Below are 25,896 nucleotides of genomic sequence, written 5' to 3' on the forward strand. Positions count from 1 at the left end.
GCGCCGGCGGGATGTTTGAGTGCGCGTCGCTATCCGCGCGAACATTATCTGGCTGTCGACGCAGGAGTTCCTCGTCGCAACCTATCCCTTACCGTCATTCCGGCGCACGCCGGAATCCGCAGCAGCCACGTATGGCTGGCGATGCGCTGACAAGGTCGTTGCTTCTACAGCTTCCAGCGAAGAGCGAAAACGTTCGCGGCGGGGCGATAACCCGTCGCCCCGCCGCGGATTCCGGCGTGCGCCGGAATGACGGTGAAGGGATGTGAAGGGCGGGGATGGACCGACCCCTCAGCCCCCATCGTCCAGCGACGCCCCGGTCAACAACCCGCGCGCCAGCATGCTGCACTGCTTGCGATAGATCAGCAGATGCCACTGGCGGCCGCCGAGCTGGTGCCACAGCACCGCGGAGCGCACCGATGCGAGCAGCGCCGCGCGTACCCGGTCGACCACCGGCTTCTGCTGCAACTGCGCGGGCGTACCCGTGACCATGATCCGCGGCTTCAGGGTGGAGAGGGTCGACGAATAGAGTTCCGCCAGTCGCGCGCTGACATTCGGATGGGTCAGGCCAAAGTGTTCGACCTGGCGTTGCGCGCCGACGATGCCTTCCTGCAGTTTGTCGAGTAGCCCGCGGTGACGCGACAGATTGCGCTCCAGCCGGAGTACCGTGATCGCCATGCGCATCACGGCGACGTCGCGGGTCTGGTCTTCGAACTGGGCCACGAGGGTTCGCAGACCCCGGCGCACGCCGGTCACATTGCCGTAAACGCCCGCTACCGAGTCGGCATCGATGCGAAAGACGCTCGCAAGGCTCGCCTCCATGGCCACTTCGTCGCAGCGACCGTCGGTAGCCAGCTGTTGGGCAAGTGCGGCGCCCTGAAAGACCCCCGCGAGTGCGAGGACGCGTTCTTCGTTCATCGATACAGCCCGTAAAGCGAAAGGGGAAGGGGAATCACGGTGTGGTCAGGCCGCCGTAGGGTGCATCGGTGGCGGCGATAACGCCACCGCCCAGGCATTCCTCGCCGTCATAAAGCACGACCGACTGCCCCGGAGTGACGGCTCGCTGCGTTTCGTCGAACACGATATCGAGCATGTCGCCGCGCACGGTGACCGTGCAGGTCTGGTCGGCCTGCCGGTAACGGGTCTTCGCCGTGCAGCGGAACGTGATGCCGGGTGCCTGCCCCGATATCCAGTGGGCGTCCGTGGCGTGCAGGCGCGTGGAATGCAGCCAGGCATTCTCTCCGCCCTGCGCCACGTACAGGACATTCGCGGCGACGTCCTTGCCCACGACATACCACGGCTCGCTGCCCATGTCGCGACGCCCGCCGATACCGAGACCGTTGCGCTGACCCAGGGTGTAATACATCGCGCCCTGGTGCTCGCCGATGAGGTCGCCATCGGGAGACAGCATGCGTCCGGGTTTCGCGGGCAGGTATTGCGCGAGAAAGCTGCGGAAGTCGCGTTCGCCGATAAAGCAGATGCCGGTGGAGTCTTTCTTCGCATGCGTCGGCAGATCGGCCTGCCGGGCCATTTCGCGGACCAGCGGCTTTTCGATCTCGCCGATCGGGAACAGTGTGGCGGCAAGCTGGGTCTGTCCCAGCGCATGCAGGAAATAGCTCTGGTCCTTGGCGGCGTCGACCGCGCGAAGCAACCGATAGCGGTTGTCCTTCATGTCCACGCGTGCGTAATGGCCCGTCGCGATTTTTTCCGCGCCGAGTGCCTGGGCGTGTTCCAGGAAGGTCTTGAACTTGATTTCGCGATTGCAGAGCACGTCGGGGTTGGGCGTCCGCCCGGCTGCGTATTCGGCAAGGAAGTACTCGAACACCCCGTCCCAGTACTCGCTGGCGAAGTTGCGTGCATGGAAGGGGATGCCCAGCCGGCCGCAGACGGCGACGGCGTCCTTGCGGTCGGCGTCGGCCGTGCAGGGTCCGTTGCGATCGTCTTCCTCCCAGTTCTGCATGAACATGCCTTCCACGTCGTGGCCGGCCTGCTGGAGCAGGATGGCCGCGACGGAGGAGTCCACGCCGCCGGAGATGCCGAGGATGACCTTCACCCGTGGACTCCGGGCAGCAGGCTATCGACGGTATCCAGTGGCAGGCGCCGGCCTTCGAGCCAGCTATCGATGGTGCCGAGGATCAACGGGCTGCGCAGACGGTCGCCGAGTGCGGCGATCTCGTCGCGGCGCAGCCATACGGCGCGGCGGATACCTTCGTCCAGGGGGCGGGAAGCATCGTGGTGCAGGGCGCGGGCGGAGAAGCCGAAGCGCAGCACCTGCTCGCCATGTTCGGGGCTAAGCCATTGCCAGACGCCGAGAAAATGCTCCAGTCGGACGGTCCAGCCGGTTTCTTCCAGCGTCTCGCGAACGGCGGCCGCCTGCAGCGTTTCGCCCGGATCGAGATGACCCGCCGGCTGGTTATAGGCCACACGGCCGAGGACCTCCTCCTCGACTATCAGATAGCGGTCGCCCTGCGTTACGACGCAAGCTACGGTCACGCGCGGACACCAGACACTTGTGTCCTCGTTGTTTGCGATGGGCATGGGGCGAAGACCGGGCCAAGACTGGAAAAGCGGTTATTGTGCCATCACCTAGGCGATTCAACGCTCCAAGCCCCGTGGAAGCGGGTGTATATAATCGAATCGCGTATCCAGGTTGCCTATTGATGTCCCACGAACACGAAAACGAGCACGAGCACAGCCACGAACACGGACTCGCCGTGGAAACCGCCCGTCCCGAGGTGGCCCGGCCCCCGTTGTTCCAGGTTGTACTGTTGAACGACGATTTCACGCCCATGGACTTTGTGATCGAGGTTCTGCGCGGTTTTTTCGGCATGGACCAGGAGCGGGCGGTCCAGGTCATGTTGCATGTCCATACCCGGGGTAAGGGGGTTTGTGGCGTTTTTACCCGCGAAGTAGCCGAAACTAAGGTGACTCAGGTAAACGAATACTCACGTTCTCATCAGCACCCGTTGTTGTGCACTATGGAAAAGATGTAGGTGGCGCCCCATCTGAACGTCATGCGGCACTAGAAGGGGTTACTCCCCGCCGCCCAACGCTAAACGGAGACGGTCCGTATGTTCAGCAAGGATCTCGAAGTCACCATCGGGCACTGCTACAAGCAGGCCCGCGAACAGCGCCACGAATTCATGACCGTGGAGCATCTTCTGCTTGCCTTGACCGAGAACAGCTCGGCCCTGGCGGCTCTGCGCGCCTGCGGCGTCGACCTTCCGCGATTGTCGGCCGACCTCCAGCGAATCATCGCCGAAACCGTGCCGGTCCTTCCGGTGGGTGACGAGCGCGATACGCAGCCCACGCTTGGATTCCAGCGAGTCCTGCAGCGTGCGGTCTACCACGTCCAGTCCTCGGGTCGTAAGGAAGTCACCGGCGCCAACGTGCTCGTGGCCATTTTCGGCGAGAAGGACTCCCACGCCGTGTATTTCCTGCACCAGCAGGAAATTACGCGTCTGGACGTCGTCAACTACATTTCCCACGGTATCGCCAAGATCGGCGACGAGAGTGCCGCCGCCGCGCCCAGTGCCGAGCGCGACAGCGAGGAAGGTGGCGAAGGCAAGGGCGGTAACCCGCTCAGCGAGTACGCCAGCAACCTCAACGAACTGGCTCTTCAGGGCAAGATCGACCCGCTTATCGGTCGTGAGGACGAGGTGGAGCGCACGATCCAGGTGCTCTGCCGTCGCCGGAAGAACAATCCGCTCTATGTCGGCGAAGCCGGCGTGGGCAAGACGGCGCTGGCCGAGGGTCTGGCCAAGCGTATTGTCGAAGGGCAGGTGCCCGAGGTGCTGGAAGACTGCACGATCTGGTCGCTGGATCTTGGCGCGCTGGTCGCGGGCACCAAGTACCGCGGCGATTTCGAGAAGCGCCTCAAGGCCGTGATCGGCCAGTTGAAGAAGCAGCCCAACTCGATCCTGTTCATCGATGAAATCCACACGATCATCGGCGCCGGTTCGGCGTCCGGCGGCACGATGGACGCGTCCAACCTGATCAAGCCGATGCTGGCATCGGGCGAACTGCGCTGCATCGGTTCGACCACGTTCCAGGAATTCCGCGGCGTGTTCGAAAAGGACCGTGCCCTGGCCCGTCGTTTCCAGAAGATCGACGTCGTCGAGCCCACCGTGGCCGACAGCATCGAGATCCTGCGTGGCCTGAAGTCCCGCTTCGAAGACCATCACTCGGTGGAATACACCGCCGAGGCGTTGCGCGCGGCCGTGGATCTGTCGGTCAAGCACATTCCCGACCGTCTGCTGCCGGACAAGGCCATCGACGTTATCGACGAGGCCGGTGCCCGCCAGCGCCTGCTGCCGGAAGAAGAGCGTACCGGCAAGGTCGACGTTCCCGAGATCGAATACATCGTCGCCAAGATGGCCCGTATCCCGGCCAAGCAGGTGTCGGCATCCGATCGCGACGTGCTGCGCAACCTGGAACGCAACCTCAAGATGGTCGTGTTCGGTCAGGACGCGGCGATCGAGGCCCTGGCCTCGTCGATCAAGATGGCCCGTTCGGGTCTTGGCGATCCGGCCAAGCCGATCGGTAGCTTCCTGTTGGCCGGTCCCACCGGCGTCGGCAAGACGGAAGTCACCCGTCAGCTGGCGATGCAGTTGGGTATCGAGATGGTCCGCTTCGACATGTCCGAGTACATGGAGGCGCATTCGGTCTCGCGTCTGGTCGGCGCGCCTCCGGGTTACGTCGGCTTCGACCAGGGCGGCCTGCTCACCGAGCAGGTGACCAAGCACCCGCACTGCGTGTTGTTGCTGGACGAAATCGAGAAGGCGCATCCGGATGTGTTCAACATCCTGCTTCAGGTCATGGATCGCGGCGTGCTCACGGATACGAACGGTCGCGAGGCCAATTTCAAGAACGTGATCGTCGTGATGACCACGAACGCGGGTGCGCAGCTTGCGTCGCGTCGCGGTATCGGCTTCATCAAGCAGAACCATGCGCCGGATGCCATGGAAACCATCCGCCGGATGTTCACGCCGGAGTTCCGCAACAGGCTGGATGCGATCATCCAGTTCAATGCGCTCGACTTCGACCACATCCTGCGCGTGGTGGACAAGTTCCTGATCGAACTGGAAGCCCAGTTGACCGAGAAGAAGGTCAGCGTGGACGTGACCGCCGAAGCCCGCCGCTGGCTGGCCGAACATGGTTTCGATCCGCAGATGGGTGCCCGCCCGATGGCTCGCGTGATCCAGGACAAGGTGAAGCGCGCGCTGGCCGACGAGCTCCTGTTCGGCAAGCTGTCCGAAGGCGGCAAGGTCACGCTCAGCGTGGTCGAAGGCGAGCTCCATGTGGAAACGGAGTCCGCCGAAAAGCAGCCTGCGGTGGTTTGATCCGGAGGTAAGTCAAGAAAAAGGGCCGCGCGAAAGCGCGGCCCTTTTTTCGTGCCGGTTGTTACCTCGATCGACGCCCACGCAAAAAGGCCGCGCACTGCGCGGCCTTTTCATCAGGCCGGAAGACCGGCCGTCGGACTTCGGGGTCGCGCGCAGCGAACTGCGCAGGCGGGGACCCGTGCCGGTATTACTTCATGCGGTAGGTGATCCGGCCCTTCGTCAGGTCGTAAGGAGTCATTTCGACCTTGACCTTGTCGCCCGTAAGGATGCGGATGTAATGCTTGCGCATGCGGCCGGAGATATGGGCGGTGATGACGTGCCCGTTCTCGAGCTGCACGCGGAACATGGTGTTGGGCAAGGTCTCCTGGACCGTGCCTTCCATTTCGATGACGTCGTCTTTTGCCATGTGTTCCGGGTCGGATGCACGGCCGGAATGGCCGTATAAGCCGGCTATTGTGCCACGGAACGCTTCCGGGTTAAACCCACGCCGGATCAGGCGAAATGTTCGTCCAGCTTGCGGCCGATCTCGTCCTCGATAGTGCCCTTCAGGGGCGAGAGCAGCATGCCGAGTTCGGCCGTCACATGGACCTCGCCGGGAACGACCGCGATAGCGCCTTTGACGCCCGAGCGCTGGAACGTAAGCGTGTCGCCCGACCACTGGCTGTCCGTGCCGAACTTCTCGCGCATGCGCTCCGCCACACGATCCACGATGGAACGCGCATCGGCAACGCTCAGGGAATGCGGGCGGCGGATGTCGATCTTTGCCATGGTGTCTTCCTTCGGCTGGCGGGTGGACCGGACAGTCTAACGTGGGCCCACTTAATCCCCAACCTGACCACACCCTTGTAGGAGCCCGCTTGCGGGCTTGTGCCAAGCAAAAGATCAATGACGGTGCGAAAGCCAACAGGGCGAGCAAGACGGATGCTCACATCCGCGAGCTCGTTATCCGGCCTTGCCGATGTCACGCACAGCATCTCCGCTCCGTTGGCTTTCACCCGCAAGCGGGCTCCTGCAAAAGCAACTGGCGACGTGTGCCCCAACTGGTCGCGACGCTCTGCTAGAGTCCAACCGTTATCGTAACGGTCCACCCATGCGTATTGAATTCGTCAGCTCGGCCCGCGGTGATTTCCACTGGTCGCAGCCCGTGCTCCGGGTCGGCCGCGCGGAAAGCAACGACCTCGTGGTCGCCGAGCCGCAGGTCGCCGCCCATCACGTCAGCATTCACCAGGATCGCCGCGGCATCGTGCTCGAAGTGGCGCCTGCGGTCGGCCGCGTCTATGTGAACGCACGTCCCGTTCGCGAACGCGCCTTACTACGTTCCGGCGACAGTCTCAGTGTCGGTGATTGCCGCATGCTGCTTCGGGACGACGCGGACCTCGAACAGCGCGATCCCATCGTTGCCACGGATCATCGCTGCACGGTCGCCTTGCGTCCGGTCGCCGGGCCGCTGTCGGGCCGCACGATCCCCATTGGCGAACGGCTCGAACTCGGTGCGCCTCACAGCGCATGGCCGCTGGAACTGCCGCAGGGCGACGCGGCCATTCTGTCCATTCACTGGCAAGACGGCGCGCTGCTACTCGATGGCTCGCGCGTGCCCGCCCGCCACACGCTTCGCGTCAATGGCGTGCGCGCCGTGCACGCGATCCTGCAGCCAGGCGACCAGATCGGCGTGGGCGCCCATCGTTTCGTGCTGGACGCGCCGGGCTGGTCCGCCGAACCGGCCATCGTCACTCCGCCGCCGCCCGCGCCCGAACCGTTGCCCGAGGATGCGGCCGGTCCGCGCGGCGAGGTCTGGTGGCTGATCCTGACGGCGGCGCTGCTGGCGCTGGGTATCGCGATCGTGCTGTTCGTACATTTTTGACACGCCACGCGCCGCTATGATGCTGCGCTGCGGCACAATGGTTGACCATCTGGAGACCGAACCTTTGAGCAGGGCCTGGAATTTCAGCGCCGGACCGGCGGCAATCCCCGAAGCGGTGCTGAAGCGCGCGCAGAGCGAGCTTCTGGACTGGAACGGCAGCGGCGCCTCGGTCATGGAACTCTCCCATCGCGGCAAGCCGTTCATGGAACTGGCGGCACGCGCGGAAGCCGATCTTCGCGACCTGATGAGCATCCCCGACGGCTATCGCGTGCTGTTCCTGCAAGGTGGCGCCACCCAGCATTTCGCGCAGATTCCCATGAATCTGACGCCGGAAGGCGGTAGCGCCGACTACATCGTCACGGGTCACTGGGGCGAGAAAGCCGTCCGCGAAGCGGCACCCTATGTGACGGCGCGCGTGGCGGGCAGCTCGGTCGATGCGAATTACCTGCAACTGCCGGCACGCGAAAGCTGGGATCTCGATCCGGGTGCCTCGTACGTCCACATCACCACCAACGAAACGATTCACGGCGTCGAGATGCGCGATATCCCCGACGTCGGCGATGTGCCGCTGGTGGCCGATATGTCGTCGGATATCCTCTCCGCACCTGTCGACGTCTCGCGTTTCGGGCTGATATACGCCGGCGCGCAGAAAAATATCGGACCTTCGGGTCTGGTTGTCATGATCGTGCGCGACGATCTGCTGAAGCGTCCGGGTCGGCCGATGGCGAAGATTTTCCGCTATGCCGAACATGCCGCGAACGATTCGATGCTCAACACGCCCAATACCTGGGGCTGGTATCTCGCCGGCCTGACGTTCCAGTGGCTGAAGGAGCAGGGCGGTCTTGCGGCGATGGGCGAGCGCAACCGCATCAAGGCCGACACGCTCTACGCGGCCATCGACGGTTCGGACGGCTATTACCGGGCGCCGATCGCCCACGCAGCACGCTCGCGGATGAATGTACCTTTCACCATCCACGAGCCCGCGCTCGATGCCGTTTTCGTCAAGGAATCCGGCGACGCGGGCCTGCTCGCGCTGAAAGGACACAAGGCGCTCGGCGGATTGCGCGCATCGCTTTACAACGCGGTACCGCTCGAAGCCGTCGAGGCACTGACGGCTTTCATGCGAGATTTCGCGAATCGTCACTGCTGAAACTATTCATTCCTGTCACCCTATCGGGCCACGTTCACCCTCCACGACTTCAAAGACGTCCATGAGCAAACCCACCACGGATAAGCAAGCCACGCTGGCCGAAGCGCGTACGCGTATCGACAGCATCGACCAGCAACTGCAGCAGCTCATCAGCGAGCGCGCCCAATGGGCACAGCAGGTCGGCCGGGCCAAGGGCCCGTTGAAGGCGGCGGTGGAGTATTACCGACCCGAACGGGAAGCTCAGGTACTGCGCGGAGTGATCGACCGCAATGATGGTCCGCTGCCCGACGGCGAACTCGTCCGTCTGTTCCGCGAAATCATGTCCTCGTGTCTTTCGCAGCAGCAGCCGCTGAAAATCGGCTTCCTCGGACCCGAAGGCACGTTCAGCGAACAGGCCGTGCGCAAGCATTTCGGTCATGCCGCCTACGGTCTGCCGTTGGGCAGCATCGAGGAAGTATTCCAGGAAGTGGCCGCCGGCAACGCCGATTTCGGTGTGGTTCCCGTGGAAAATTCGGGGCAGGGCATGATCCAGATGACGCTGGATATGTTCCTGGTATCCAAAGCGACAATCTGCGGCGAAGTCGAACTGCGCGTCCACCAGAACCTGCTGTCGCTGTCCGGCAAGCTGGAAGACGTGAAGCGCATTTACTCGCATCCGCAGTCGTTGCAGCAGTGCCAGGCGTGGCTGCGCATGCATGCGCCGAATGCGGAACGTATTCCGGTGTCCAGTAACGCGGAAGCCGCGCGCATGGCGCGGACAGCGGACGATTCGGCGGCGATCGCCGGCGAAACGGCGGGGCGCGTCTATGGCCTGAAGACCGTGGCCGGTCCCATCGAGGATCGCGCGGACAACACCACGCGCTTCCTCGTTATCGGCCGCTCGCTGTTTCCGCGTTCGGGTAACGACCGCACGTCGCTGCTGGTCACGGTGCGCGACAAGCCCGGTGCGCTGTACGACGTACTGAGCCCGCTGGCACGCCACGACGTCAGCATGAATCGCATCGAATCCCGCCCCGCGCATACGGGCAAATGGCAGTACGCGTTCTTCATCGACATATCCGGCCATGTGGAAGACGAGGCGGTGCAGGCCGCGCTCGAGGAAATGAAACCCGCCGCCGCCGACGTGCGCGTGCTGGGTTCCTACCCCGTCGCCCTGCCATGACCGCGGCTTTCGATGCGGCCGCGCTCGCCAATCGCGCGACGTCGGCCCTGCGTGCCTACGATCCGGGCCACGATCTGCCGGCGCTGCGCCAGCGTTTCGGTGGCGTGCTCTCCGAGCTGGGTTCGAATGAGAATCCGCTGGGACCCAGCCCCCTTGCGATGGAAGCGGCCACGGCCGTTCTCAACGATGTCTGGCGTTATCCCGATCCGCTGGGTGCGTCGCTCAAGCATGCGTTGTCGGCGGAACTGGGTATATCGGTCGATCGCATAACGCTTGGCAACGGCTCGCACGAACTGCTGATGTTGCTGGCGCAGTGCTTTGCCGATGCCGACCATCCCGTGGTCCATTCGCAATACGGTTTCGCGGTGTTTCCCATCGCGGCCGCCGCCGCCGGCGCGCCTGCCGTGCGCGTGCCTGCGTTGCCGGCCGATCATCCCGATGCGCCGTATGGGCACGATCTCGATGCCATCGCCGATGCCGTGGATGCCTCGACGCGTCTGGTCTATCTGGCCAATCCGAACAATCCCACCGGCACGTGGTTTACGGATGCCGCACTGGAAGACTTCCTCGCGCGCGTGCCGACCGACACGCTGGTCGTCGTCGACGAGGCGTATCACGAATACGTCGACGCGGCGGGCCTCAGTACCGGGCTGCACCTGCTCGATCGTTATCCCAATCTGATCGTGACGCGTACGTTCTCCAAGGCATACGCCCTGGCCGGATTGCGCATCGGTTACATGCTCAGTCATCCGTCGGTCGCCGCCGTGTGCGAGCGGCTGCGCGAATCGTTCAACGTCAACGCGGTAGCGCTGGCCGCCGCGGAAGCGGCGCTTGGCGATCACGAACACCGGGCGCGCGTGCGCGAGGTCAACCAGCGCGATCGTGCGTGGCTGGCGGAGGCGCTCACCGGGCGCGGCCTGCGCGTTCTGCCTTCGCAGACAAACTTCCTGCTGGTCGATCTCGGTCGCGACGCCGCGGATTTCGAGCGGCATCTGTTCGAACATGCCGTGATCGTGCGGCCCATGGGCGGTTATGGATTGCCGCATACCGTGCGTATCAGTATCGGCAGCCGCGACGAGCTGCAACGTCTTCTGGAGAATCTGTCATGAGCCGCGTGGACTGGCTGAGCAAACAAGGCACGCCGCTGCAGGGCAACGTGACCGTGCCGGGCGACAAGTCCGTTTCCCATCGCGCACTGATGTTCGGCGCACTGGCGGATGGCGTCACGCACATCCGCGGATTCCTCGAAGGCGAGGACACGCGCGCCACGGCGACGATCCTCGGTCAACTCGGCGTTCGCTTCGAGACGCCGGCTCCCGGCGAACGCGTGGTGCATGGCGTGGGCTTGCATGGTCTGCGTGCTTCCACGACACCTCTGGACTGCGGCAACGCGGGTACGGGCATGCGTCTGCTGGCTGGCTTGCTGGCGGGGCAGGCGTTCGATTCGACCCTGATCGGCGACGAGTCGTTGTCGAAGCGCCCGATGCGTCGCGTCACCGACCCGCTGGCCAGCATGGGAGCGACCATCGACACGAACGACGGTCTGCCACCGCTGCGTATTCGCGGCGGTGCACCGTTGCGTGGCATCAGCTATACGTTGCCGGTTGCCAGCGCGCAGGTGAAGTCGGCGCTGCTGCTGGCGGGGTTGTATGCCGAAGGCACGACCGATGTGGTCGAGCCTCATCCCACACGCGACTACACCGAACGCATGCTGTCCGCGTTCGGCTGGCCGATCGAATTTTCCCCGGGCAAGGCGCGTCTCGAGGGCGGCCATTCGCTGCGCGCGACCGACGTGGACGTGCCGGCGGATTTTTCGTCGGCGGCGTTCTTCATCGTTGCCGCATGCATTGTGCCCGGGTCGGCGCTTCGCCTTCGTTCGGTCGGACTCAATCCGCGACGGACGGGTCTGCTTGCCGCGCTGGAGCTGATGGGTGCCGACATCGGCGTCGAGAACGAGCGGGAAAGCGGCGGAGAGCCCGTGGGCGACCTGATCGTGCGGTACGCGCCGCTGCATGGCGTCGCGCTTCCGCTGGACATCGTTCCGGACATGATCGACGAGTTCCCGGTGCTGTTCGTTGCCGCTGCCGCGGCAACGGGCATGACCACGATTCGCGGCGCGGCGGAACTGCGCGTCAAGGAATCCGATCGTATCGCGAGCATGGCGAACGGACTGAAAGCCTGTGGCGTCAATATCCAGGAGCTGCCTGATGGCGCGATGATCGTCGGTGGCCGTATCGGGGGCGGCAGCATCGATAGTCACGGCGATCATCGTATCGCGATGGCTTTCGCGGTAGCCGGCCTCGTGGCCGACGCACCGATCGCCATTGGCGATTGCGCGAATGTGGCGACATCGTTCCCGGGATTCATGGAGCTGGCGAACGGGGTGGGTTTCGCGCTGTCGCAGGCAGATTGACGACGCCCACTTGTAGGAGCCCGCTTGCGGGCGAAAGCCAACAGGGCGAGGAAGACGGATGCTCACCTCCGCGAGCCCGATCTGTGGGCTGCGGTTGTGACGCATGGCATCTCCGCTACGTTGGCTTTCGCCCGCAAGCGGGCTCCTACAGAAAGCCGTTGACTCCGGATATCCCCGCAACCCCGATAGCGCTACGCTTCACCTCCCCGCAGCGAGGTGCGCATGTCCGAGAAAATCCCTCCCTTCGTCGTCGTGATTCCGGCACGCTACGCTTCCACGCGTCTGCCGGGTAAGCCGCTCGCATCGATCGCCGGCGAGTCGATGATTCGCCGCGTTGCGCGCCGTGCGGCGCAAGCGGGCGCGGCGCAGGTCGTCGTTGCCGTCGACGACATCCGCGTAGCGGACGAACTCCGGGGTTGCGGGGGCGACGTTCTGGTCTGCATGACCGGCGAACATCACGCGTCGGGTAGCGACCGGATCGCCGAATCGGCCGATCATTTCGGCTGGCCCGACGATACGATCGTCGTCAACCTGCAAGGCGACGAACCATTCGCGCCGGTGGCAGGCATCCGTGCCGTCGTCAGTGCACTGGCCGCCTCCGATGCGCCCATGGCGACGCTCGCGACATCCATCGATTCGGTCGAGGAACTGTTCGATCCCAACGTCGTCAAGGTCGTGCAGGCGGAAGACGGTCGCGCCCTCTACTTCAGCCGTGCCCCCGTGCCCTGGCCTCGCGATGCCTTCGCGGCGACGCGCGATCGCCTGCCCGAGGATGTCGGTTTTCTTCGCCATATCGGCATCTATGCGTATCGCGCGGGTTTCCTGCGCCGCTTCGCGGCTCTTCCGCGCACGCCGCTGGAGCGGATCGAGGCTCTCGAGCAGCTGCGAGCGCTGGAACACGGCTACGCCATCGCCGTGCGGGTATCGCCCGAGCCGTTCCCGCCGGGGATCGACACGGCCGCCGACCTTGCCCGCGCCGAAGCCTGGGTCGCTGCCAACCCCTCTGCCTGACGTCGGCCGCGAGATCAGCCGGCGCCTGGCCGAATGTCGGAAAAGCCCGACATACGCCGCGGGTAGTGCACCGTAACCTTGTTTCCGTCGCCGTTGCTTCAAGGGACGGGCGGCTCTCCAGGGATGGTGACCGGTGTGGATGTATCCACACCGGTCTTTGGCCGTTCACGGATCGCGGCATTCATCCCGCACGCGCTAAAATGGCGGCATGGAGCCCACCCAGCCGCAGCCGTCCGACTCGCACCTGTTCGACGGTAAATCCTTCGTTCGCAACCTCACCACGTCGCCGGGCGTGTATCGCTATTTCGACGCCGAGGGCGAGCTGCTCTACGTCGGCAAGGCGGCGAATCTCAAGAAGCGGGTAGGCAGCTACTTCCTCAAGCCGCGTATGGAACCGCGCATCGCAGCCATGGTGTCGCAGATCGCGCAGGCGGAGGTCACGCTGACGCGTACGGCGGGCGAGGCGCTGCTGCTCGAATCGCAGCTCATCAAGACGCTGAAGCCGCGATACAACATCGTTCTGCGCGACGACAAGAGTTATCCGTATATCTATCTGTCGGGTAACGAGGACTATCCGCGGCTTGCCTTCCATCGTGGCGCGAAATCGGGCCCGGGACGTTACTTCGGTCCGTACCCGAGCACGTTCGCCGTGCGTGAGAGCCTTGGACTGATGCAGAAATTGTTCAAGGTGCGTCAGTGCGAGGACAGCTACTTCCGCAACCGGTCGCGTCCGTGTCTTCAGCATCAGATCGGTCGTTGCAGCGCGCCCTGCGTCAAGCTGATCGACGTCGACGATTATCGCAACGACGTGCGACACGCGGAGATGTTCCTGGAAGGGCGCAGCAGTGCGGTCATCGACGAACTGGCCACGTCAATGGAGAAGGCCAGCGCCGCGCTCAACTTCGAGCGCGCCGCCACGCTGCGCGATCAGGTGGCGGCATTGCGCAGGCTGCAGGCCCAGCACTTCGTGCAGGGTGCCAGCGCGGATATGGACGTCATCGCCTGCTGTATGGAAGCGGGTATAGCCTGTGTCAGCGTTCTGTTTTTTCGCAACGGCGTCAGCCTCGGGTCGCGCGATTTTTTCCCGCGCCTGCCGATGGACTCGACGATCGGCGACGTGCTCGCGCAATTCATCGCCCAGTACTACCTCGACCGTCAGGTGCCGCGCGAACTTATCCTCAGCGATCCGGTGGAGGACGCCGACATACTGGCCGGTGTGTTGTCCGAGCACGCGGGCTATGGGGTAACGCTGAAGCCCAGCGTTCGCGGCGAACGGGCACGTTTCCTGGAAATGGCTCAGCGCAATGCCTCCGCCGCGCTGACGTCGCGACTGGCCAGCCGGCACACGTTGCTCGCGCGCTTCGACGATCTGAAGCGAGTGCTCGATATGCCGGAGTCGCCACGGCGCCTCGAATGTTTCGACATCAGTCATACGCGCGGCGAAGCCACCGTGGCGTCCTGTGTGGTATTCGGTCCGGAAGGCCCCGAGAAGTCGCATTACCGTCGCTTCAATATCGCAGGCATTACTCCGGGCGACGATTACGCCGCCATGCATCAGGCGCTGACGCGACGCTTCCGTAAAGTAGTAGAGGGCGGTGCGCGTCCGGATGTCCTGCTGATCGACGGCGGCACCGGGCAAGTCGCGCAGGCACTGGACGTGCTACGGGAGCTGGGGGTCGAAGGTATCCGCGTCGTCGGTGTGGCCAAAGGCCCCGGGCGTCGTGCGGGCGAAGAGACGCTGGTCCTGGCGGACAGTGGCGAAACCCTGCATCCGGGCTCGTCGTCCCCGGCGCTGCATCTTGTCGCCGCGGTACGCGACGAAGCCCACCGTTTCGCTATCAGCGGACATCGCCGCCGGCGCGAAGCCGCACGCGAACGAAGTACGCTCGAGGATGTTGCGGGCATCGGCGCGCGTCGACGCGTCGCGCTGCTCAAGGCGTTCGGTGGCTTGCCCGGTGTCGAAGCGGCGGGCGTCGAGGAATTGATGACGGTCAAGGGTATTGATCGCGGCCTCGCCGAACGCATCTATGCAATGCTGCACCCCTAATCCGGAATCACCCGACCATGCGTATCAACCTGCCGACCTGGCTAACCATCTTCCGCGTACTGCTGTTACCGGTCATGGTCGTTGTGTTCTACCTGCCGTTCAAAGGCCATAACCTCACCGCCGCCCTGGTATTCGTCCTTGCGGGCGTGACCGACTGGCTCGACGGATTTCTCGCGCGGCGTCTCAATCAGACGTCTCCCTTCGGTGCATTCCTCGATCCGGTGGCGGACAAGCTCATGGTCGCGGTCACGCTGTTCCTGCTGGTGCAGTCGCATCCGGGCGGCTGGCAGAGCGTGCTGATGGCGGTCACCGCGTCGATTATCGTGGGTCGCGAGATCAGCGTGTCCGCACTGCGCGAGTGGATGGCGCAGATCGGCGCGCGGTCCACGGTCCAGGTCGCATTCGTCGGCAAGCTGAAAACGGTGATGCAAATGGTCGCGCTCGTCGTACTGCTGTTACAGCACGACGCGGAGACGTTGCGCCTGTACCACATCGGCGAAGCCCTGCTGGTCGTCGCGGGTATTCTGACCATCTGGTCGGGCCTGGGCTATCTGCGCGCTGCGTGGCCGAGCCTGAGCGCCGATTCAGTTATGTTGGACGAAAGTGAAAAAAAATCGCAGTAAGGTGCTTGACACAATCTCGTCCTGATCTAAAATAGCTGGACAACGACGCGGGAATAGCTCAGTTGGTAGAGCACGACCTTGCCAAGGTCGGGGTCGCGAGTTCGAGTCTCGTTTCCCGCTCCAAGTAATTCCACAAAACCTCGGACAACCGAGGTTTTGTTTTTTAAGCGTAGCGAGGTACTCTCGCGCTGCGCGCGATGGCCTGGTGGCAGAGTGGTCATGCAGCGGCCTGCAAAGCCGCGTACGCCGGTTCGATTCCGACCCAGGCCTCCATCGCATCCAAGGCGCGCCTGCGGCAAGCGGGGGCGCCTTTTCTTTATGCCCGGATGGCGAAATCGGTAGACGCAAGGGACTTAAAATCCCTCATCCGCAAGGGTATGTCGGTTCGAGTCCGACTCCGGGCACCAGGGTGGATAGTCTTTCGGACGTCCAAATCAATGGCGCCGACGCTGTCGTGCGCACACCGCATCTCATGGCTGGCGCATACCGTCGAGGCGGCGCATTGCTGCCTTCGCTCGTTTCAAAGACGCACCATGATTGCCGCGCGCCCTATGGAGCCGTGCGCGCGATGCGACCGTGATGTCTTCAGTGCGGAGAGCGGGATCGGGGCGAGGGGCGGCGAACGGGCAGGGGGCGCTCGGGTGGATCGAGATAGCTGTCGCGCAGTGCCTGATCCGTCAATAGCGGGGTAACGATGGCCATCCAGCCCTCGGCGAACGAGCGGATATCGACTGGGTCACTGTCTGGTGTGTAGGCCGTCATTGCCAGTGAAACCGCTTCGATGAGGGCTTCGGGCTCGGGGTGGGTCGCCATGGCTGCTTTGAGCGCCGCTTCGAGCGCAGCGACTTTACCGAGCAGGTAGGTCCGATCTTCCATGGATAAAACATTCCTTGTAGTGAGTCCAGGACCCGCATGGCAGCTGCGAGACCTCTGGTGTCGCCGTCCTGAAACGAGCGGGCCAGATGATGGGATGGCGCATTCCCGCGCATGTCTGTGGGCGAGAAGATGACACGATCCTCAGGCCATGTCACGTTGTCGGCATGGGCGTCGGCCGCTAGATAGTTACGGCTGCAACGTCCATTATATGTCCACGCTGGCTGTAGGGCCTAAACATCTGTCATTGTATGTCATATCAGATTTTTTCCGGTCAACCGGGCGTAACCGAGATACCGTCGGCCCAGGGAGGGCACTCACATGATTAACGTGGTACTTGTCGATGACCACGAGCTGGTACGCACCGGCTTCAGGATGATTTTGCAGCAACACGCCGACGTTCGAATCCGCGGGGAGGCGGGAACGGCCGAAGAGGGGCTTCGCCTCATCCGTTCTCTGGCACCGGATATCGCTCTGGTCGACGTCCATATGCCAGGTATGAGTGGCGTGGAACTGACCGAGCGCGTCGTGCGCGCCAAGTTACGCACCAATATCGTCATTCTTACGGTGGTCGACGATGCCCGGTTTCCCAAGCGCCTTCTCGATGCCGGCGCGTTGGGCTATCTCACGAAGGGTTGTACCGCGGACGAGTTGAGCAGTGCCGTTCGCCAGGTCGCCTCGGGGCGTCGTTATCTTGCACCCGCGGTTGCCCAGCAGCTGGCGCTCGCGACACTCGACGGATCCGATTCGCCGTTCGATACGTTGTCCAGCCGTGAGATGGAAGTCGCCATGATGCTTGTGCGCGGCATGCCTCTCACTTCGATCGGAGAGCGCCTCAACCTCAGTCCCAAGACGGTTTCGACGTATAAGCAGCGACTGATGGAGAAGCTGCACGTGGATCACATCGTCGGACTTGCGCACCTGATGACGGTGCACGGGCTGCTCGATACGCACAATCATCAGGTTGGGGCCTGAGCATTTAGCTCACGCCCGATGACTGAAAAACGCCGGACTTGTCCGGCGTTTTTTTTGCCTGCAGGACAGTCGCATCCGCGACGTTGCAGGTACGTCGTGGTGAGGTCGTGCGGGGTGCGTTGTAGGAGCGTGCTTGCGCGCGATCCCTGCGCAGCCAAGCGCCAACGATAGCCCCAGTCCAATGGGCAGACCGCCCGCGTTATCGAAGGAGCAAGCTTTCCGTTCCGCTTCGGATCGCCTTCAAGCGCGCTCCTGCAAGAGACCGTCAGAGTCGAAGGGGCGTCAGGATCGAAGGAGTGCCGAGCGAGGCCATCCAAAACGACGGCCCATCGGCAGGCCGAAAACGAAGAGGCCGGGCAATGCCCGGCCTCTTCGTCATTCCGGTACTGACTGGACGCGTTACTCGTCCCGTGCCGCGTTGCTGGAAGCCTCGGACGGAGCCGGTGCAGCGGGCTCCTGGCGCGGACGCGTCAGGAGATCGCCCTGCGCGGGCGGTGCCCAGGCGGGAGTGACGGGAGCAGCGGGAGGAGCTTTCGGCTCATTCGCGGCGTTCTCGCGTGGTGCGGCCGTGTCGTGACTCGCGGGCGGCACGCTGGATGCTTCGGGAGCTTTCGGCGTGACGGGGACAGGCTTCGGCGTCGACTCTTCGGCAGGAGCTGCCGGCGCCGAAACAGCCTTCGGTGCGTTCTCGATGGCGGAGGTCTTCTCCGCGACCTCGTCGGCGTCGGGCAGGATGCCGCGCGCAGGCGCATCCAGAACCGAAACCGTAGCGGCAGGCGTCGACGAGATGGGAGCCGTCGCGGCAGCCGGGATAGCGGGTTCCGGTGTCGGAGCCGGCGTGGCCGGAACCTTGTCTTCTTCAGTCGAAGTCGACGCAACAACCGGGGTCTTGGCTTCGGATGAAACGATCGTCGCCGACGGTGCCTCGGTTACCGGGGCAGGGGTTGCCATGGTCGTGGGCGCGACGGGCGCCGTCGGAGTCGTTGCCGGCTCGACATGCGTCGCCACGGGCGTCGGCTTCGCCGGTTCGGCGAGCGGTGCTGTGGATTCGGTCTGATCGCGTTCGGTCGTGCGAGCGTCCGCCGAATCGGCGGGCGTGGTCGTGGCCACGACGGCGGCGACAGCAGCCGGCTTATCGAACGTCGTCTGCGCGGGTTTCGTCGCGGCGCCGGGGATCGGCGGCAGCGGCGGCAGTGCGGGCAGGCTCAGTGCCGGAACGGGCGCGGCCGGCTTCGTTTCCGCGTCATGGCGGGAGGAGGGCGTTGTGGTGTCGTCGACCGCGGTCTCGACAGCAAATGCATTCCTCGAAGCCTCGGCGGTGTCGAGTACGGGCGGTACGCTGGCGCTGGGACGTTCGGTGGTGCGCGGTGCGGCGTCGTTGTCGTCGCCGTCCTCGTCGTCGAAATCGTTACCGTCCGCCTGATCGTTTGCGTTCAGCTGACCCGGCTCGTCCTGGCGGCGACGGCGACGGCCACCACGACGGCCGCGACGGCGGCGCTGACCGCCCTCGGCATCCTTCGTGGCGTCGGCCTGCGTCGGCGCATCGGCTGCGACAGCGCCCCGCACTTCGTCGGTCGCCGGTGCATCGTCGACCGTGGTCAACGCTGCGATCTTTTCTTTCTCGATAGTCGCGTCGGTAACGGCGGCTGGCGTCTTTTCGCCGGACTGGCGCTGCTGTGCCGGACGCTCGCCCTTGGTCTGCTGCTTGCGCGGCTCACCGGCCTGCGTCTGCTGCTGAGCCTGCTCCGGACGACCGCCCTGGCGGCCACCGGCCTGTGCCTGCGCGTTGCGTGGCTGGTTGTCGCGTTCCTGACGTTCCGGACGCTCGCCACGTTCGCCGCGCTCGCTACGCTCTCCGCGCGGCTGCTTCGATTTCGGGGACTGACCCTGGCCACGCGGAGCTTGGTCCTTGCCGCCACGCTGCGACTGACGCTGCTGCGTGTTCTGTCGACCGGAACCTTGCGCGTTGCCGCGCTCCTCGCGTCTCGGACCGCGCTGACCCTGCTGTCCATCCTTGCGCTTCGGTGCGTTTTCTTCGGCAGGCTGCGCGGCGGCGCTGCGGAACCAGCTGACGATGCGGGCCAGTACGCCGCCACCCTGGGCCGGCGCTTTCGCGGAGCGTGCGGCGACAGCCGGCGCCGCGTCGGATTCGTCGGTTTCTTCGCGAACGGGCGCGGGCGTGGACGGCACCACGCCGGTGACCAGCGGCTGCTCGCCGCTGCCCAGGGCCTGGCCCATCTTCGGCAGGGCGGTGGCCGTCACGGGAGTGACGCGCTCATAACTCGGCTTGCTGTGCTCGCCCATGTCCGCTTCGCGGATGCGGGTGATTTCGAGATGCGGCGTATCCAGCTTGTCGTCCGCGACCACGACGACGTGGACGCTGTGACGCAGTTCGATTTCGACGACGCTGGCGCGCTTCTCGTTGAGCAGGAAGTTGGCGACGGTGGGCGGTGCCTGAACCAGGACCTGCCCGGTGTTTTCCTTCATCGCGTGTTCTTCGATGAGGCGCAGGGTCGACAGGGCCAGCGACTCGACGCTGCGGATGTGGCCGTGGCCTTCGCAGCGCGGACACACGATCTGCGTGGCTTCGCCCAGGCTCGGGCGCAGGCGCTGACGCGACATCTCGAGCAGGCCGAAGCGCGAAATGCGGCCGATCTGGACACGGGCGCGGTCCGCCTTGAGGGCTTCCTTGAGCTTCTCTTCGACTTCGCGCTGATGGCGCGGGCTATCCATGTCGATGAAGTCGATGACGATCAGGCCACCGGCATCGCGGATGCGCAGCTGACGGGCGATTTCGACCGCCGCTTCGCAGTTGGTGTTGAACGCCGTTTCTTCGATGTCGCTGCCCTTGGTGGCTTTCGACGAGTTGATGTCGATAGCGGTCAGGGCTTCGGTCTGGTCGATGACGATCGAGCCGCCCGACGGCAGGCGCACGCTGCGCTCGAAGATGCTCTCGATCTGAGTTTCGATCTGATAGCGCGAGAAGAGCGGGGTCGGGTCCTGGTACAGCTTGAGCTTACGCAGGTTGTTGGGCATGACCTGCTGAACGAAATCGCGTGCGTCGTTGAACAGCGACTCCTCGTCCACGAGGATTTCGCCGATATCGTTACGCAGGTAGTCGCGCAGGGCGCGGATGAACAGTTTCGATTCCTGATAGATCAGGAACGGTGCTTTCTGCGAGCTGGCGGCGGACGAAACCGACTTCCACAGCTGCAGCAGGTAATCGAGATCCCACTGGAGTTCCTCGGCGTCGCGGCCCATGCCGGCGGTACGCACGATGAGACCCATTTCGTCGGGGACGTTCAGGTGCTCCATGGCTTCCTTGAGCGCCTGACGATCCTCGCCTTCGATGCGGCGCGAGACGCCGCCGGCGCGGGGATTGTTGGGCATCAGCACCATGTAACGGCCGGCGAGGCTGATGAACGTGGTCAGGGCGGCGCCCTTGTTGCCCCGTTCTTCCTTCTCGACCTGAACGATGATTTCCTGACCTTCCTTGAGGAGGTCGCGGATGTTGTTGCCCTTACTTCCTTCGAGGAAGTAGTCGCGGGAGATTTCCTTGAGCGGCAGGAAACCGTGGCGCTCGGCGCCGTAGTCGACGAAGCAGGCTTCGAGCGAGGGCTCGACGCGGGTGATGCGGCCTTTGTAAATATTGGCCTTTTTCTGTTCGCGGGACGGTATTTCGATGTCGAGATCGTAAAGATTCTGGCCATCGACGATGGCCACGCGCAACTCTTCGCGCTGAGTCGCGTTGATCAACATGCGTTTCATTGTAATTCCTCGGCCTTGCCGCGCGGCCGCGGGCCGCGGTGGCGCCTTATGGCGGCCTGCCGGGGATCGCGCCGCAGCGGTGAAGCGTGAAGCGGCATAAGGTCCCGGGACCGATGCCTGGTCCCGGCGTGATTCTTGGCATTGCGCTTCGCAACCGGGCCCGCATCCCTGTGGAAGAACCGGACAACAGCGACCCGAACCGTTACGATGAAAGGGAGCTGCGACCGGCCGCCTTCAGGGCGGGTACGGCGCAATCCTCGCCGACGCGACGGACGGGCGCCCCACGAGGGATGTACTCCGCAGGCGAGGCTTGGCGCTCGCCGAGTATCCTATCAATTTCGAGTTTTATCAATGCAGACGGCAACTTCCCTCGACGGCGCCCAAGGTGTGCGGCAGCTGGAAATCGGTCCCGAGCGCGACGGGCAGAGGGTAGACAATGCCCTGCTCACGTTGCTGAAGGGCGTTCCCCGCAGCCTGATTTACCGGATTCTCCGGACCGGCCAGGTGCGTATCAACGGCAAACGGGCCAAGCCCGACACACGGCTGGCGCTGGGCGACATCCTGCGAATTCCACCCGTACGAATTGCCGAAAAGGAATCCACGGGAGCGGCTCCCTCGGGCATGGTCCGTGCGGTGACCGACTCGATTATCTTCGAGGACAAGCACTTCCTCGTGATCGACAAGCCGGTCGGCATTGCCGCCCACGGCGGTAGCGGCGTGAGCCATGGCGCGATCGAGCTCCTGCGCGCCGCGCGCCCGAACGAACACCTGGAATTGGTCCATCGCCTCGATCGCGATACCAGCGGGGTACTCGTGTTCGCCCGGACGCGCGCCGGCCTGACCGGGCTCCAGGCACTGATCCGTGCGAACGAGGTGACCAAGCAGTACATGTGCCTGATGGTCGGTCACCCGCGCAAGGCCAAATTCGATGTGAACCAGCCCCTGCTCAAGTCGGTCCTCCACGGCGGCGAGCGGATCGTGCGGGTGGACGACGCCGGTAAGCCGTCGCTGACCTTCTTCCGGGAGCTGGAACAGTACTCGGGCGCCCGCCTGATGGAGGCGATCCTGGGTACCGGCCGTACCCACCAGATCCGTGTGCACGCCCAGTCGATCGGTCATCCCCTCGCGGGCGACCCGAAATATGGCGATGAAGAAGCCAACAAGAAATTTCGCGCCAAGGGGCTGAAACGCATGTTCCTGCACGCGTCGCGGATGAGCTTCGAGCTGGATGGCCGGTCGTACGATTTTTCCTCGCCGTTGCCCGACGAACTGAAAGCGTTCCTCGACAAGCTTTAATTGTTCCTCGACAAGCTTTAATTGAGGAATCGTGCGCTCACTTCCAGTGAGCGCAACACGCCACCCGCCAGCCCGGCCTGCAACAGCACCGCGCTGGCCGCGTGGGCCAGGGCGACAGGCAGAAGTGCGCGATATCTCAGGAAGCACCAGGCCCAGCCGAGTTCGGCGATAAAACAGAGCTGCATCAGCGAGCCGTTCGGCGTGTGCAGCAGCGCGAATGTCAACGCCGTGACCAGGAGGGTCAGCGGGCGTGGCAGCAGGCGATCCAACAGGGCGGCGGTCACGGCAAGCATCAGCCACTGCTGAAGCAGGGCCCACCCGACATAAAGAAATATGCGTCCCGCCGGCGGCCACACGGGGGCGTGCCCGAGCAATGCCACCAGCAAGGTAGCAGCGGGTATGGCCAATAAGGGAAGGGCTATGGCGATCGGCGAGCCCAGCCATGTCCATGGGGGAAGCCGTCGCCGCCCGGCCAGAGCGCCCGCGAACACGATTCCCGCGGCAAAGCAGACCGCCGCAGGCACGGACGGATGGGCATCGAGCCGCATGCCCGCGATCAGCCACAAGGGCCCGAGTACGCCAGCGACGGCTTCGAGCGTCTTGCCGGGCCTGGACACCGGTGGCCGCCAGGACAGCCAGAGGAGTCCGGCGAGGTACAAAGCCAGCGCGATCCAGTCCCGATAGCCGGCGTTGACCGCTGTTACCGGCAGACGAGTCGTCGCCGGGCCGAACATCGTTGTCGGTTGTCCCTCCCATAGCGTGTCGCGCCAGCGCAGCAACGTTTCGGCGTCGCTTGCCGGCGGCAGCGCGACGGTTCGGGTCAGTTCGGGGGCGGGAGGCGAGCCGGGCTGGAACGTGGCGGTTCGCAGGGTGATCGCGGCCCCTGGCGCCATCGGCAGCACCAGCCGGAACATGGCGGCTCGTGTTGGCGCGGCGGTGTCGTGGCCTTGCTCGTCTTTCCACGATAGTCCGGAGAGCGGTACGACGAGCGGCGCCGTGTCCGGGCCGAAGGTCGCGGCGTCGGTCGTGACCTTCGGGCCATCCAGTCGTTCGCGCACAGCGAACCTTAGCGACGTGCCCGGCGGCGCCGACATGTCGAGACGAAGCCGGGGAAGTTGCGTCAGGTCGACAGCGCGGATCAGGGGCAGGCCCAGCTCGACCGGCGAGCCGTCGCCGCCGGTGAGGGCGAGTCCCTCCGTCCCGCCGGCGACGCTCGCATGCCCGAATACGCGTCCGGCGACGAGATCGTCCGCGGATCGGAAGGTCCACTCCCAGGGAGAGCGGCCGTGCTCGTACGCGGATCGCTCGCGTTCGCTTTGGGCGACCACGTCGCGACCGACGACCCACGCCGCCAGCCGGGGCAGGAGGGCAAGTGTCCCCGCCGCGAACAGCAGGGCGACGATCAGCGCGGTCGCGCGGCCGATGCGCATGTCAGCGGGCGAGCAGGGCCTCGACGCGGGCGGCGCAGATGAAATCGTTCAGCGACAGGCCGCCGACGTCGTGGGTGGACCACAGCAGGTGGCAATGGCCATAGCCCGCTTCGATGTCGGGATGATGGTCTTCGCGATTGGCCATGAAGCCCACGGCGTTGATGAAACCGAGCGTGCGATGAAAATCGTCGAAACGGAAATCCTTCACGATCGCCTTGCCGTCCGGCGAGACGGTCCAGCCGGGGAGGCTGGCCAGAAGTTCGTCGATACGGGCGCGGTCCAGCGCGTGTTCGGCGCCCTTGCGCGGCTGGCAGTGCTGGGAAGCGAGGTCGTGGGCGCTCATGGTCGGTCCGTGGCATCGAAGGGGATGCGAAGCGTCGAAGGTTGCCGTTGAAATGTCAAAGCGGCGCATCCAGATTGAATCCGTACTAAACTGGTGCTGTTTCTCCGGCTGCGTGCCGGAGCGTTGTTCTGGAGCAACCATGATCGATATTTCCGAACGGGCACAAGCTCATTTCCTGCGTCTGCTATCGCAGCAGGGCAGCGATGGACTGGGTATCCGCCTGCGCGTCGTGTCGGCCGGCACGCCTGCCGCGCAATGCGAACTGGAGTTCTGCGAGCCGGGCGAACTGACCGGCGACGAATGGACCGTCGAATGCAACGGTTTCAATCTTTATGTCGACGGTGACAGCGTGCGCTGGCTCGATCCGGCCAACATCGATTACGAAACCAATGCCACGGGCGGTCAGCTCAATATCCGCGCTCCGCGCATCAAGGGCGAGGAACCCGGTGAGGGCGCCAGCCTCGTCGAGCGCGTGCGTTATGTGCTGGAAGCCGAGATCGCGCCGCGCGTCGCATCGCATGGCGGGCGTATCTCGTTGCTGGAAGTCGACGCCGATGGCGTCGTGGTCCTGCAGTTCGGCGGCGGTTGCCACGGCTGCGGCATGGTCGACGTCACGCTGAAGCAGGGTGTCGAGAAGACGCTGCGCGAACGCATTCCGGAGATTACCGAGGTTCGGGACGCCACGGATCACAAGACCGGCAAGACGCCATTCTACGAGAAAGCCGAAGGCGTCTCGGCAGTCCGGTAGCACTCCTACAACAGCTGGGAGCGTTACGGCACAGGTTCTGGTGGCGGCGTCGGATATGAAAAAAGCCCGCTTGCGCGGGCTTTTTTATTCGGCGGCACGATGAATCAATTGCCCTGAATATGATGCTCCAACCCGTCCAGCTTGGTCGGCAGGCTCGAGAAGTAGGCGGACACGTCATCGATGTCCTGGTCGGACAGCGCGGCGGCGAAGCCCTTCATGATGGCGTTGTCGCGGCCGCCATCCCTGTATTCGTGCAGCGCACGGGACAGGTAGCTGGCGTACTGCCCGGCAAGGCGCGGGTACTGCGGGTCGATAGCGTTACCGTCCTGACCGTGGCACGCCACGCAGGTGGCGACCTTCGTCTTGCCGCGCTCGACGTCGCCGGCAGCGAAAACCTGAGAAGTGGACAGCGCCAGGAAGGCGCCGAACGTGAACAACGTGATCGCACGTTTCATGCGTAATCCTCGGCGACTTACTTGGCGAGACTGGAAAGATAGGCGGCGATGTCTTCGATTTCCTTATCGGACATGCTCTGGGCCTGTGCACCCATGGTCGGGTGCTTGCGCTCCCCGGTCTTGTATTCGTGCAGGGCATTGATGATGTACTGCTCGTTCTGACCCGCGATGTGCGGCACGTTGTACGACGGGTAGACGTTCTGGTAGCCGTCGACGCCATGGCAGCCGGCGCACGTATAGACCAGCTCACGGCCGTGGGCTTTGTCGCCTTCGGCATGGGCGCCAGCCGCGACGCACAGGGCGACGGTAGCCAGGCCAAGCAGTTGCAATCGCTTCATTGGTGATCCCTGCGGTTCCGGTCGCGACCGGGTTAAAAACCCGCGAAGTATAGAGGTCGCGGTG

The 25,896-nt window shown here is 64.2% G+C and carries 24 protein-coding genes and 3 tRNA genes; 16 read left to right on the plus strand and 11 right to left on the minus strand.

Going from position 1 to position 25,896, the window contains the following annotated elements:
• Nucleotides 1-288: 288 nt before the first annotated feature.
• Genes hflD through EC912_RS01320 form a run of 3 tightly spaced genes read right to left on the minus strand, consistent with a single transcriptional unit; the run spans nt 289 to nt 2,535 of the window.
• Nucleotides 289-915 (minus strand): high frequency lysogenization protein HflD, encoded by a 627-nt coding sequence (hflD, locus tag EC912_RS01310; protein WP_132141343.1) that lies wholly within the window; start codon nt 913-915, stop codon nt 289-291.
• A gap of 34 nt (nt 916-949) precedes the next feature.
• The gene (mnmA, locus tag EC912_RS01315) at nt 950-2,050 is read right to left on the minus strand and encodes a tRNA 2-thiouridine(34) synthase MnmA (RefSeq protein WP_132141344.1); all 1,101 of its coding nucleotides are present in this window, start codon (nt 2,048-2,050) and stop codon (nt 950-952) included.
• Nucleotides 2,047-2,535, minus strand: a complete 489-nt coding sequence (locus EC912_RS01320) for an NUDIX hydrolase (protein WP_132141345.1) — start codon at nt 2,533-2,535, stop codon at nt 2,047-2,049. Before EC912_RS01320 ends, mnmA begins: the two co-directional genes overlap by 4 nt.
• Before the next feature lie 122 nt (nt 2,536-2,657).
• On the opposite strand from EC912_RS01320, the gene clpS reads away from it, so the two are divergent.
• Nucleotides 2,658-2,990 (plus strand): ATP-dependent Clp protease adapter ClpS, encoded by a 333-nt coding sequence (clpS, locus tag EC912_RS01325; RefSeq protein WP_132141346.1) that lies wholly within the window; start codon nt 2,658-2,660, stop codon nt 2,988-2,990.
• Nucleotides 2,991-3,068: 78 nt separating this feature from the next.
• On the plus strand, nt 3,069-5,339 hold the full coding sequence (gene clpA / locus EC912_RS01330; RefSeq protein WP_132141347.1) for an ATP-dependent Clp protease ATP-binding subunit ClpA: 2,271 nt from the start codon (nt 3,069-3,071) through the stop codon (nt 5,337-5,339).
• Nucleotides 5,340-5,526: 187 nt separating this feature from the next.
• Here clpA and infA read toward each other — a convergent pair whose 3' ends face one another.
• Both infA and EC912_RS01340 read right to left on the minus strand, forming a co-directional pair.
• Entirely contained in the window at nt 5,527-5,745 is a 219-nt protein-coding gene (infA, locus tag EC912_RS01335; protein ID WP_019466733.1) for a translation initiation factor IF-1, read from the minus strand.
• Between the two features lie 86 nt (nt 5,746-5,831).
• Nucleotides 5,832-6,107 carry a polyhydroxyalkanoic acid system family protein gene (locus EC912_RS01340; protein ID WP_132141348.1) on the minus strand — a complete coding sequence of 92 codons (276 nt, stop codon included), beginning with the start codon at nt 6,105-6,107 and terminating at the stop codon, nt 5,832-5,834.
• A 322-nt stretch (nt 6,108-6,429) separates the two neighbouring features.
• On the opposite strand from EC912_RS01340, the gene EC912_RS01345 reads away from it, so the two are divergent.
• From EC912_RS01345 to EC912_RS01395, 11 genes are all read left to right on the plus strand, one after another.
• The gene (locus tag EC912_RS01345; protein WP_132141349.1) at nt 6,430-7,200 is read left to right on the plus strand and encodes an FHA domain-containing protein; all 771 of its coding nucleotides are present in this window, start codon (nt 6,430-6,432) and stop codon (nt 7,198-7,200) included.
• A 64-nt stretch (nt 7,201-7,264) separates the two neighbouring features.
• A complete protein-coding gene (serC, locus tag EC912_RS01350) occupies nt 7,265-8,350 on the plus strand; it encodes a 3-phosphoserine/phosphohydroxythreonine transaminase (RefSeq protein WP_132141350.1) in 1,086 nt (361 codons plus the stop codon).
• Between the two features lie 61 nt (nt 8,351-8,411).
• Nucleotides 8,412-9,512, plus strand: a complete 1,101-nt coding sequence (pheA, locus tag EC912_RS01355) for a prephenate dehydratase (RefSeq protein WP_132141351.1) — start codon at nt 8,412-8,414, stop codon at nt 9,510-9,512.
• Nucleotides 9,509-10,621: a histidinol-phosphate transaminase gene (hisC, locus tag EC912_RS01360; protein WP_132141352.1), complete on the plus strand. Its 1,113-nt coding sequence runs from the start codon at nt 9,509-9,511 to the stop codon at nt 10,619-10,621. The genes pheA and hisC overlap by 4 nt, the downstream gene beginning before the upstream one ends.
• The gene (aroA, locus tag EC912_RS01365) at nt 10,618-11,925 is read left to right on the plus strand and encodes a 3-phosphoshikimate 1-carboxyvinyltransferase (RefSeq protein ID WP_132141353.1); all 1,308 of its coding nucleotides are present in this window, start codon (nt 10,618-10,620) and stop codon (nt 11,923-11,925) included. The genes hisC and aroA overlap by 4 nt, the downstream gene beginning before the upstream one ends.
• A gap of 222 nt (nt 11,926-12,147) precedes the next feature.
• On the plus strand, nt 12,148-12,936 hold the full coding sequence (kdsB, locus tag EC912_RS01370; RefSeq protein WP_132141354.1) for a 3-deoxy-manno-octulosonate cytidylyltransferase: 789 nt from the start codon (nt 12,148-12,150) through the stop codon (nt 12,934-12,936).
• Between the two features lie 208 nt (nt 12,937-13,144).
• On the plus strand, nt 13,145-14,983 hold the full coding sequence (gene uvrC / locus EC912_RS01375; RefSeq protein WP_132141355.1) for an excinuclease ABC subunit UvrC: 1,839 nt from the start codon (nt 13,145-13,147) through the stop codon (nt 14,981-14,983).
• A 17-nt stretch (nt 14,984-15,000) separates the two neighbouring features.
• Nucleotides 15,001-15,606 (plus strand): CDP-diacylglycerol--glycerol-3-phosphate 3-phosphatidyltransferase, encoded by a 606-nt coding sequence (gene pgsA, locus EC912_RS01380; protein ID WP_132141356.1) that lies wholly within the window; start codon nt 15,001-15,003, stop codon nt 15,604-15,606.
• 47 nt (nt 15,607-15,653) lie between these two features.
• A tRNA-Gly gene (locus EC912_RS01385) sits at nt 15,654-15,729 on the plus strand.
• Between the two features lie 76 nt (nt 15,730-15,805).
• A tRNA-Cys gene (locus EC912_RS01390) sits at nt 15,806-15,879 on the plus strand.
• A 47-nt stretch (nt 15,880-15,926) separates the two neighbouring features.
• Nucleotides 15,927-16,013 (plus strand) — tRNA-Leu (locus tag EC912_RS01395).
• Between the two features lie 178 nt (nt 16,014-16,191).
• On the opposite strand, the gene EC912_RS01400 is transcribed toward EC912_RS01395, so the two are convergent.
• Entirely contained in the window at nt 16,192-16,482 is a 291-nt protein-coding gene (locus EC912_RS01400; RefSeq protein ID WP_132141357.1) for a hypothetical protein, read from the minus strand.
• Between the two features lie 318 nt (nt 16,483-16,800).
• On the opposite strand from EC912_RS01400, the gene EC912_RS01405 reads away from it, so the two are divergent.
• Complete coding sequence (locus EC912_RS01405; protein ID WP_132141358.1) at nt 16,801-17,454, plus strand: response regulator; 654 nt, start codon at nt 16,801-16,803, stop codon at nt 17,452-17,454.
• Nucleotides 17,455-17,853: 399 nt separating this feature from the next.
• Here the strand turns inward: EC912_RS01405 and EC912_RS01410 are convergent, their stop codons facing one another.
• Nucleotides 17,854-21,222 (minus strand): Rne/Rng family ribonuclease, encoded by a 3,369-nt coding sequence (locus tag EC912_RS01410; protein WP_132141359.1) that lies wholly within the window; start codon nt 21,220-21,222, stop codon nt 17,854-17,856.
• 351 nt (nt 21,223-21,573) lie between these two features.
• Between EC912_RS01410 and EC912_RS01415 the strand changes: the two genes are divergently transcribed.
• A complete protein-coding gene (locus tag EC912_RS01415) occupies nt 21,574-22,518 on the plus strand; it encodes an RluA family pseudouridine synthase (RefSeq protein ID WP_132141360.1) in 945 nt (314 codons plus the stop codon).
• Nucleotides 22,519-22,535: 17 nt separating this feature from the next.
• Here EC912_RS01415 and EC912_RS01420 read toward each other — a convergent pair whose 3' ends face one another.
• Entirely contained in the window at nt 22,536-23,948 is a 1,413-nt protein-coding gene (locus tag EC912_RS01420) for a CPBP family intramembrane glutamic endopeptidase (protein WP_132141361.1), read from the minus strand.
• A 1-nt stretch (nt 23,949) separates the two neighbouring features.
• Complete coding sequence (locus EC912_RS01425) at nt 23,950-24,291, minus strand: 4a-hydroxytetrahydrobiopterin dehydratase (protein ID WP_132141362.1); 342 nt, start codon at nt 24,289-24,291, stop codon at nt 23,950-23,952.
• 139 nt (nt 24,292-24,430) lie between these two features.
• Here EC912_RS01425 and EC912_RS01430 point away from each other — a divergent pair, with 139 nt between their 5' ends.
• Nucleotides 24,431-25,039: an NfuA family Fe-S biogenesis protein gene (locus EC912_RS01430; RefSeq protein WP_132141363.1), complete on the plus strand. Its 609-nt coding sequence runs from the start codon at nt 24,431-24,433 to the stop codon at nt 25,037-25,039.
• Nucleotides 25,040-25,143: 104 nt separating this feature from the next.
• On the opposite strand, the gene EC912_RS01435 is transcribed toward EC912_RS01430, so the two are convergent.
• Together EC912_RS01435 and EC912_RS01440 are read right to left on the minus strand one after the other, a co-directional pair.
• On the minus strand, nt 25,144-25,494 hold the full coding sequence (locus EC912_RS01435) for a c-type cytochrome (RefSeq protein WP_132141364.1): 351 nt from the start codon (nt 25,492-25,494) through the stop codon (nt 25,144-25,146).
• A gap of 17 nt (nt 25,495-25,511) precedes the next feature.
• Nucleotides 25,512-25,832: a c-type cytochrome gene (locus tag EC912_RS01440; protein ID WP_132141365.1), complete on the minus strand. Its 321-nt coding sequence runs from the start codon at nt 25,830-25,832 to the stop codon at nt 25,512-25,514.
• Nucleotides 25,833-25,896 lie beyond the last annotated feature (64 nt).

Origin of the sequence: Luteibacter rhizovicinus (assembly GCF_004342265.1) — a bacterium.
GTDB lineage: Bacteria > Pseudomonadota > Gammaproteobacteria > Xanthomonadales > Rhodanobacteraceae > Luteibacter > Luteibacter rhizovicinus_B.

Coding starts and splice junctions, on each gene's coding strand:
- EC912_RS01425 (WP_132141362.1), bottom strand. CDS start 24,291: ATGAGCGCCCACGACCTCGCTTCCCAGCACTGCCAGCCGCGCAAGGGC.
- EC912_RS01340 (WP_132141348.1), bottom strand. CDS start 6,107: ATGGCAAAGATCGACATCCGCCGCCCGCATTCCCTGAGCGTTGCCGAT.
- clpS (WP_132141346.1), top strand. CDS start 2,658: ATGTCCCACGAACACGAAAACGAGCACGAGCACAGCCACGAACACGGA.
- infA (WP_019466733.1), bottom strand. CDS start 5,745: ATGGCAAAAGACGACGTCATCGAAATGGAAGGCACGGTCCAGGAGACC.
- EC912_RS01415 (WP_132141360.1), top strand. CDS start 21,574: ATGCAGACGGCAACTTCCCTCGACGGCGCCCAAGGTGTGCGGCAGCTG.
- EC912_RS01435 (WP_132141364.1), bottom strand. CDS start 25,494: ATGAAACGTGCGATCACGTTGTTCACGTTCGGCGCCTTCCTGGCGCTG.
- hisC (WP_132141352.1), top strand. CDS start 9,509: ATGACCGCGGCTTTCGATGCGGCCGCGCTCGCCAATCGCGCGACGTCG.
- EC912_RS01410 (WP_132141359.1), bottom strand. CDS start 21,222: ATGAAACGCATGTTGATCAACGCGACTCAGCGCGAAGAGTTGCGCGTG.
- pgsA (WP_132141356.1), top strand. CDS start 15,001: ATGCGTATCAACCTGCCGACCTGGCTAACCATCTTCCGCGTACTGCTG.
- uvrC (WP_132141355.1), top strand. CDS start 13,145: ATGGAGCCCACCCAGCCGCAGCCGTCCGACTCGCACCTGTTCGACGGT.
- EC912_RS01405 (WP_132141358.1), top strand. CDS start 16,801: ATGATTAACGTGGTACTTGTCGATGACCACGAGCTGGTACGCACCGGC.
- EC912_RS01345 (WP_132141349.1), top strand. CDS start 6,430: ATGCGTATTGAATTCGTCAGCTCGGCCCGCGGTGATTTCCACTGGTCG.
- EC912_RS01420 (WP_132141361.1), bottom strand. CDS start 23,948: ATGCGCATCGGCCGCGCGACCGCGCTGATCGTCGCCCTGCTGTTCGCG.
- aroA (WP_132141353.1), top strand. CDS start 10,618: ATGAGCCGCGTGGACTGGCTGAGCAAACAAGGCACGCCGCTGCAGGGC.
- EC912_RS01440 (WP_132141365.1), bottom strand. CDS start 25,832: ATGAAGCGATTGCAACTGCTTGGCCTGGCTACCGTCGCCCTGTGCGTC.
- EC912_RS01400 (WP_132141357.1), bottom strand. CDS start 16,482: ATGGAAGATCGGACCTACCTGCTCGGTAAAGTCGCTGCGCTCGAAGCG.
- pheA (WP_132141351.1), top strand. CDS start 8,412: ATGAGCAAACCCACCACGGATAAGCAAGCCACGCTGGCCGAAGCGCGT.
- clpA (WP_132141347.1), top strand. CDS start 3,069: ATGTTCAGCAAGGATCTCGAAGTCACCATCGGGCACTGCTACAAGCAG.
- EC912_RS01430 (WP_132141363.1), top strand. CDS start 24,431: ATGATCGATATTTCCGAACGGGCACAAGCTCATTTCCTGCGTCTGCTA.
- hflD (WP_132141343.1), bottom strand. CDS start 915: ATGAACGAAGAACGCGTCCTCGCACTCGCGGGGGTCTTTCAGGGCGCC.
- EC912_RS01320 (WP_132141345.1), bottom strand. CDS start 2,535: ATGCCCATCGCAAACAACGAGGACACAAGTGTCTGGTGTCCGCGCGTG.
- kdsB (WP_132141354.1), top strand. CDS start 12,148: ATGTCCGAGAAAATCCCTCCCTTCGTCGTCGTGATTCCGGCACGCTAC.